This window comes from Bradyrhizobium sp. (assembly GCF_016462955.1).
GTDB lineage: Bacteria > Pseudomonadota > Alphaproteobacteria > Rhizobiales > Xanthobacteraceae > Bradyrhizobium.
On record NZ_JAEMSD010000374.1, the window covers coordinates 266 to 6,771 of the forward strand.

The 6,506-nt window shown below is 67.0% G+C and carries 8 protein-coding genes and 1 pseudogene; 6 read left to right on the top strand and 3 right to left on the bottom strand.

What is annotated here, in order from left to right; translation table 11 throughout:
- On the top strand, nt 1-435 hold a 435-nt coding region (locus JHD07_RS28640), incomplete at its 5' end, for a hypothetical protein (RefSeq protein ID WP_291628286.1).
- Nucleotides 436-596: 161 nt separating this feature from the next.
- Here JHD07_RS28640 and JHD07_RS28645 read toward each other — a convergent pair.
- Nucleotides 597-1,106, bottom strand: a pseudogene (locus tag JHD07_RS28645) (DUF1993 domain-containing protein).
- Between the two features lie 369 nt (nt 1,107-1,475).
- On the opposite strand from JHD07_RS28645, the gene JHD07_RS28650 reads away from it, so the two are divergent.
- Both JHD07_RS28650 and JHD07_RS28655 read left to right on the top strand, forming a co-directional pair.
- Nucleotides 1,476-2,333: a DUF2147 domain-containing protein gene (locus JHD07_RS28650; protein WP_291628288.1), complete on the top strand. Its 858-nt coding sequence runs from the start codon at nt 1,476-1,478 to the stop codon at nt 2,331-2,333.
- 177 nt (nt 2,334-2,510) lie between these two features.
- Nucleotides 2,511-2,867, top strand: coding sequence for a hypothetical protein (locus JHD07_RS28655; protein WP_291628289.1), 357 nt, complete (start codon nt 2,511-2,513; stop codon nt 2,865-2,867).
- Nucleotides 2,868-3,007: 140 nt separating this feature from the next.
- Here JHD07_RS28655 and JHD07_RS28660 read toward each other — a convergent pair whose 3' ends face one another.
- Nucleotides 3,008-3,412 (bottom strand): cupin domain-containing protein, encoded by a 405-nt coding sequence (locus tag JHD07_RS28660; protein ID WP_291628291.1) that lies wholly within the window; start codon nt 3,410-3,412, stop codon nt 3,008-3,010.
- A gap of 16 nt (nt 3,413-3,428) precedes the next feature.
- Entirely contained in the window at nt 3,429-4,127 is a 699-nt protein-coding gene (locus JHD07_RS28665) for a ribonuclease activity regulator RraA (RefSeq protein ID WP_194475873.1), read from the bottom strand.
- Nucleotides 4,128-4,386: 259 nt separating this feature from the next.
- Between JHD07_RS28665 and pxpB the strand changes: the two genes are divergently transcribed.
- The 3 genes from pxpB to JHD07_RS28680 all read left to right on the top strand — a co-directional run.
- Nucleotides 4,387-5,118, top strand: coding sequence for a 5-oxoprolinase subunit PxpB (pxpB, locus tag JHD07_RS28670; protein WP_291628293.1), 732 nt, complete (start codon nt 4,387-4,389; stop codon nt 5,116-5,118).
- The gene (locus tag JHD07_RS28675) at nt 5,115-6,152 is read left to right on the top strand and encodes a biotin-dependent carboxyltransferase family protein (protein ID WP_291628295.1); all 1,038 of its coding nucleotides are present in this window, start codon (nt 5,115-5,117) and stop codon (nt 6,150-6,152) included. Before pxpB ends, JHD07_RS28675 begins: the two co-directional genes overlap by 4 nt.
- A 31-nt stretch (nt 6,153-6,183) precedes the next feature.
- On the top strand, nt 6,184-6,506 hold a 323-nt coding region (locus tag JHD07_RS28680), incomplete at its 3' end, for a LamB/YcsF family protein (RefSeq protein WP_291628296.1).

The window sequence follows — 6,506 nt, forward strand, 5'->3', positions numbered from 1 at the left end:
GTTCGCCAGACCGAGACGGAAATCGTGGTGGTCGGAGAGCGTGAGCATTGTGCTTCCGACGAGCGGACAATCGTCGACGAGCAGTCCGCTCTCGAGGAGCATCCAGCCGTCGAGGACGAGCATCCAGTGGTCGAGGAGCAGCCGCTGGTGCCGGAACACACGGATGCCGACGGCTACAGCAAGGTCGGGCCCGGTCCCATGGTGGCGATCCGTCTCAAATGGACGGTCCATCGCGGCGATGACGGCCAGTACTACGTGCACGAGACCATCGGCGAGCAATCCGTCCCCGTGGTCAGCGGCCCGATGACGAGCGAGGCTGCCGTGCGTTTCGTCGACGCGCAGGAGGACGAGTCCCACCGTCGTTTCGAAGAGCTACGCAGCGAGATCGCCGGCCGCAGCTCTCTCGCCGATTACGAGCGCAGGGGCGAAGCATAAGGCTACTGCCTGAGGCCTTTCCACCCCTCTCCCGAAGGGAGAGGTCGGAGCGCATCGAAGATGCGATCCGGGTGAGGGGTTACTGTCTGACTGGATGTTGCGGCCCCTCACCCGGTCCGACCTCTCCCCGCCGGGGAGAGGTGGACACCGAGCCCAGCCAACTACGTCCTTCCCAAAAAATCCTTCTTCACGAGCTCGACCCCGGCGTGCCGCAAGAGGTCGTAGGCCGTGGTGACGTGGAAGAAAAATTGCGGGACGCTGAACGTCAGCAGCAGGGTCCGCCCGGTGAAGGGCAGCTCGGTGCCGTTCTTCAACCTGAATAAGACACTCCGTTCCGCCGCCGCGTCGATCTCGGCGCGCGGCAGGCTTTCGATGAACGCGATCGAGGTCGCGATGCGCGCCTGGAGCCCGGCCATGTCGTGCTCGAGCGCGGGCATCGTGACCGGCTCGCGATCGGCCAGCAAGGCCGATGCGACCGTGGCGTGGCGGCAGGCTTCACCGACCTACTGCGCCAGATCGTACATGTCGGGCGCAAGGCGCGTGCCGAGCAAAACGGTCGGATTGAACTTGCGCGCCTCGGCATAGGCGACGCCCTTGTCGAGCAGGATCGAGAGATTGCGCAAGTACGGCACGAACACGCCGACCGAAGCCTCGTAGAACGAGATCGTCATGCCAGGATTTCCCCATCGTCCGGCGTGTGGTCAAAACCGCCGTCGAACGGCTGCACAATGACAAGCTCGGAATTTCGATCGAAGACGGCCGCTCTCCAAGAGGATCTACACGGCTCGGTTCGACCGGAGCGATATTTGTTGGCGCCACGCGACATCAGCAGTTGAAATCCCCGTTCCAGGTTCGCCTGAACCCGAATTGAGCCGCCTCCTGCTGTCCCCTGCCTCCGCCCAACTTTGGACCGTCTCCGGGCCTATTGAACCCGGAACAGCAGGACGACGACTCATACCCAGACAGTGATCTGGATCACTTTCTGCGATCGAGCCGGCGCGTAAGCGTCGGTCCGGGGACCATCTGTTCAGGAGACGGACATGAGGAAGCTGTTGGCCACGGCCGCATTCCTGTTGGCGAGCACGGCTGCTCAGGCACAGTACACCTTCGAATATGGCGGGCGAACCATCCGCATCGATCCCGACCGGGGCACGGTGCAGATCCCCGGCGTTTACGACAACACCGGCCAGAGCAAGCCGAAGAAGGCCAAGAAGAACGAGCAGGCGCCGCAGCAGGCCACGGTCGACCCGCAGGCGCCGGCTGCTCCGGCGCCAGCAGCTCCCGCTGCCGCGCCGCCCGCAGCCGTGCAGGCACCTGCGGCGGCTGCCGTCGCGCCGCCTCCTGCGCCGCCGCCTCCGGCTCCCCCGGCGGCCGCGACCGCGACCAATACGCCCGCCCAAACCGCCGTGGCTCCGCCGCCCGCACCGCCTCCGGCCCCTGCTCCGGTCGAGCAGCAAGCTGCGCCTGCCGCGGCCCCATCGCCCGCGCCTGCCGCCGCGACGGCTCCGCCGGCGCCGCCCGCTCCGCCTCCTGCCCCCGCTCCCATGAAGGCCGCGGCAGCCGCGCCCGCACCGCCGCCCGCCGCCACGCACGATCTCAATTCACCGCTCGGCGTCTGGCTGACCGAGGAGAAGGAAGGCAAGGTCCGCATCGAGCAATGCGGCACCAACCTGTGCGGCTATTCGGTCGATTCCAAATCGAACCAGAACGGCGAGCAGGTTCTGATCAACATGAAGCCCGGCAAGGACCAGAAATGGTCCGGCCGTATCCTCGATCCCAACTCCGGCTCGACTTACGATTCGACCATTGCGATGAAGGGCACCGACCGCTTGCGCGTGCAGGGCTGCGCCTTCGGCGGTATGTTCTGCGGCGGCCAAACCTGGACGCGGGTGAACTAGGGTCCGGTTTCGACCTTCCGATTGAAGAAGGGCCCGCGACGCGGGCCCTTTGTTTTTGCCACGCTGCCGTTGCGACGTGCGCGACCTCACAGTGCCTGGTTCGCGCGTGAGCCCCCTCACATCGCAGGTTCCGAAGGGCTGCCATGGTCCCCGCATAGTCACCCACAGGGGCGTGTCATGAACGGTTTTCCCAAAGGTCTCTTCGCCATCCTCATCGCCATCGCCTTCCCGCTCGCGCAGGCTGATGCTGCGACGAGCACTTTCGACGGCACATGGAATGTCCGCATCGCCTCGTCGAGCGGAACCTGCGGCCACGGCGCCACGGTGGCGATCGGCATCAACAACGGCCAGATCGCCTCGAGCAACGCGGCCGTGACGGCATCCGGCCGCGTCGCCGACGCCGGCAGCATCAACGTCACCTTGAGCACCGGTATCAAGCGCGCCGTCGGCTTCGGCCGGCTCAGCGGCAGTTCAGGTTCGGGCACCTGGCGCGGGGCCATGTGCACGGGCACCTGGACGGCGGAGAAAATGTAGGTGCCGTGTCCCGGACGCGGTGCAGCGTGTAACGCTGCGCCGCAGAGCCGGGATCCAGTGCTCTCACTGGTACGAAGACTTTGGGCCCCGGCTCGGCGACGCATCGCCAAAAGCGATGCGTCTTGTCCGGGGCACGTCAGTCAGCCGATAGCCGCCCCATACTCCGCGTCCGTGACCGGCTCCAGCCAGGTCGAATAGACGCCGTCGAGTGCTTCCTGCATGGCGATGTGGCACATGCCGTTGGTCGGCGAGGCCCCGTGCCAGTGCAGTTCGCCCGGGGGAATCCAGACGGTGTCGCCCGGACGGATCTCGCGGATCGGCCCGCCCTTGGTCTGCACGCGCCCGACGCCGGAGATGACGTAGAGCGTCTGCCCGAGGGGATGATGATGCCAATTGGTGCGGGCGCCGGGCTCGAACGCGACGCGCGAGCAGTTCAGCCGCGCCGGCGCGGGCGCCATGATGACGGGGTCCTGCCACACGGTGCCGGTGAAGTTTTCCTTGGGCGCGCGGCGGGTCGGCCGCGTGCCTGCAACTGTGATCTCCATGGGGTCCTCGCTCCTGTTACTTCTTGCTCGCGGCGTAGCGCGCCTTGGTCTCTGCGTTCATGGGATAGAGGCCCGGCAACGCCGCACCGTTGTTCACCTCGTTCACGATCCAGGCTTCCATCCGCTCCTGCTCGACGCCCTCGTTGAGCACGTGCTCGAGCATTGCCTGCGGGATCAGCACGCAGCCGTCCTGGTCGGCGACCACGATGTCGTTCGGGAATACGGCGACGCCGCCGCAGCCGATCGGCTCGCCCCAGCCGACGAAGGTCAGGCCCGCAACGGAAGGCGGCGCGGCATAGCCGTCGCACCACACCGGCAGATTGGTGCCGAGCACGCCCTCGACGTCACGCACCACGCCGTCGGTGACGAGCGCGGTGACGCCACGCTTGACCATGCGCGCACAGAGGATGTCGCCGAAGATGCCGGCATCGGTGATGCCCATGGCGTCGACCACGGCGATGCATCCTTCCGGCATCGCCTCGATCGCGGTGCGGGTCGAGATCGGCGAGGACCAGGATTCCGGCGTCGCCAGATCCTCGCGCGCCGGCACGAAGCGCAGCGTGAAGGCCGGCCCCACCAGGCGCGGCAATCCCGGGCGCAGCGGCCGCGCGCCCCGCATCCACACATTGCGCAGGCCCTTCTTCAGCAGGACCGTGGTGATGGTGGCGGTGGTGATGCCGGCGAGGGTCTTGCGGGCTTCGGGGGACAGCGACATGGACGAGAACGAGCTCCAAGGTGCGGGACAGAACGCGCGCATCTTGCGAGCCGCCAGCCTTGCGTCAAGGGCCAAGAGGCTCGCAATAACGCAGGGCCGCCAGCCTGTTATGCCACGCGATAACAAGGCTTTATCACATGCCCCTGGATTAATTTATTGGACTTGCGGGCGCATTTACGCGAAGCAGATGAAGCGGAACTCGAACACCCGGGGGCCGCACTCCTGTGAAGCCCGAATTCGACAGCGCTCTGACAGCTCAATGGCCGCGACGCTTTCCCCGCCCCGCCTTCTGCCCAGTGGCGACAGCGCCGTCACGGTCGAGTTCAGCCGCACCATCGATGACATCGCCAACCAGCGCGTGCTGGCGCTGGACAAGGCGCTTGCGGCGAGCCCGATCAAGGGTATCGCCGAGACCGTGCCGACCTATCGCTCGCTGCTGGTCCACTACGATCCCGGCCTGATCGGGTTCGACGCGCTCGGCGACGAGCTGCTCGCGCTCGCCAGCCAGCCGCTGCGCCCGGCGACGAAGGCGCGCCGCTGGCGTGTTCCCGTCGCCTATGGCGGCGAGCACGGCATCGACCTCGAAGACGTCGCCAAAACGCTGGGCACCACGCCGGACGATATCGTCGCCAGGCATTCGGGCGGCGACTACAAGGTTGCCATGATCGGCTTCACGCCGGGCTGGTCCTATCTCAGCGGCCTCGACAAATTCCTGCACATGTCGCGACGGCAGTCGCCGCGGCTGCTGACGCCGGCAGGCACCATCTCGATCGGCGGCGTCCAGGCCGGGATCCAGTGTCTCGCCGCGCCGAGCGGCTGGCACCTGCTCGGCCGCACGCCGGTCAGGACCTATCAGCTCCACCGCAATCCGACCTTCCTCACCGAACCCGGTGATCGCGTGACGTTCTTCGCCATCGACCACAAGACGTTCGAGGAGATGGACCGCGCTGCGGAAGCCGGCGAGATCGTCGCCGAGCAGGTGGACGCATGAGCCGGCTCGTCGTCGCCAGCATCGGCCCTGCCAGCTCGGTTCAGGACGGCGGCCGCCTTGGCGCGCAGCGCTACGGTCTCACAGTGAGCGGCGCGATGGACCGGCTGTCGCTGGCCGCGGCGAACACGCTGGTCGGCAACGAGCCGTTCGCGGCAGCAATCGAGATTGGCCCGTTCGGCGCCTCCTTCACCGCGCGAGAGGGCGCCGTGCGCCTGGGTATCGCAGGTGCGCCGCGCAATGCAGACGTCGCCGGCCATCCCGTCGCGATGGACACGTCAATCACGCTGAAGGACGGCGAGACGCTGACGCTGGGCTTTGCCCGCGGCGGCGCCTTCACCTATCTCGCAATCGAGGGCGCCATCAAGGGCGAGCCTGTGTTCGGCAGCCTCGCCGTGAATGCCCGCGCCGGTCTCGGAAGCCCCTACCCGCGCCCGCTTCAGGCGGGCGATGCATTCACGGTCGATGCTGCAAGCGGTGCGAGCGAGCTGCGCATCGAGTTGCCCAAGCCTGCGGCCGGCCCGATCCGCGTGCTGCTGGGCCCCCAGGACGACGAGTTCGACGAGGCCAACAAGGCCCTGTTCCTGGATAGCGAATGGAAGATCTCGGCGACCTCCGACCGCATGGGCTACCGGCTCGAGGGTCCCGCGATCAAGCATCTGCACGGCCACAACATCGTCTCCGACGGCACCGTCAACGGCAGCATCCAGGTGCCCGGCAACGGCGCGCCGATCGCGCTGATGATGGACCGCGGCACCTCGGGCGGCTATCCGAAGATCGCAACCGTGATCACGGCCGACATCGGCCGCCTTGCCCAGACTTCGGCGGGCACCGCGTTCCACTTCAAGGCCGTCAGCATGGCCGAAGCGCAGGACGAGGCGAGGAAGTTTGCGCAAGCGATCCGCAGCCTGCCCGATCGCCTGCGCTCCTCCGACACCGTCGCCCTCAACATCGCGGCGCTCAGCGATGCTAACGTGGCGGGCTATGCGGTCAGCGCGGTCGATGCCGGGACGTGGCAGGTCACGGCGGAGCCGTAAGCGACAACAAGACCAGAGGCGGAGAGCACCCATGAAGACAGTCGATCTGAATTGCGATCTCGGCGAGGGTTTTGGCGCGTGGGAGATGGGCAACGATGCCGCGATGATCGAGCTGGCAAGCTCGGTCAACGTCGCCTGCGGCTTCCATGCCGGCGACCCCGACATCATGCGCCGGACTGTGGAGTTGGCGAAAGCGCGCGGCGTCTCGGTCGGCGCCCATCCCGGCTATCGCGACCTGCACGGCTTCGGCCGGCATCCGATCGCAGGGCTCAAGGCGTCCGAGATCGAGAACCTCGTCGCCTACCAGATCGGCGCGTTGCAGGCGATCGCGACCGCGGCCGGCCACAAGGTGAC

What these genes read in the sequence shown, in the direction of transcription:
- JHD07_RS28650 (WP_291628288.1), top strand. Translation starts at nt 1,476, where the DNA reads ATGAGGAAGCTGTTGGCCACGGCCGCATTCCTGTTGGCGAGCACGGCT.
- JHD07_RS28655 (WP_291628289.1), top strand. Translation starts at nt 2,511, where the DNA reads ATGAACGGTTTTCCCAAAGGTCTCTTCGCCATCCTCATCGCCATCGCC.
- JHD07_RS28660 (WP_291628291.1), bottom strand. Translation starts at nt 3,412, where the DNA reads ATGGAGATCACAGTTGCAGGCACGCGGCCGACCCGCCGCGCGCCCAAG.
- JHD07_RS28665 (WP_194475873.1), bottom strand. Translation starts at nt 4,127, where the DNA reads ATGTCGCTGTCCCCCGAAGCCCGCAAGACCCTCGCCGGCATCACCACC.
- pxpB (WP_291628293.1), top strand. Translation starts at nt 4,387, where the DNA reads ATGGCCGCGACGCTTTCCCCGCCCCGCCTTCTGCCCAGTGGCGACAGC.
- JHD07_RS28675 (WP_291628295.1), top strand. Translation starts at nt 5,115, where the DNA reads ATGAGCCGGCTCGTCGTCGCCAGCATCGGCCCTGCCAGCTCGGTTCAG.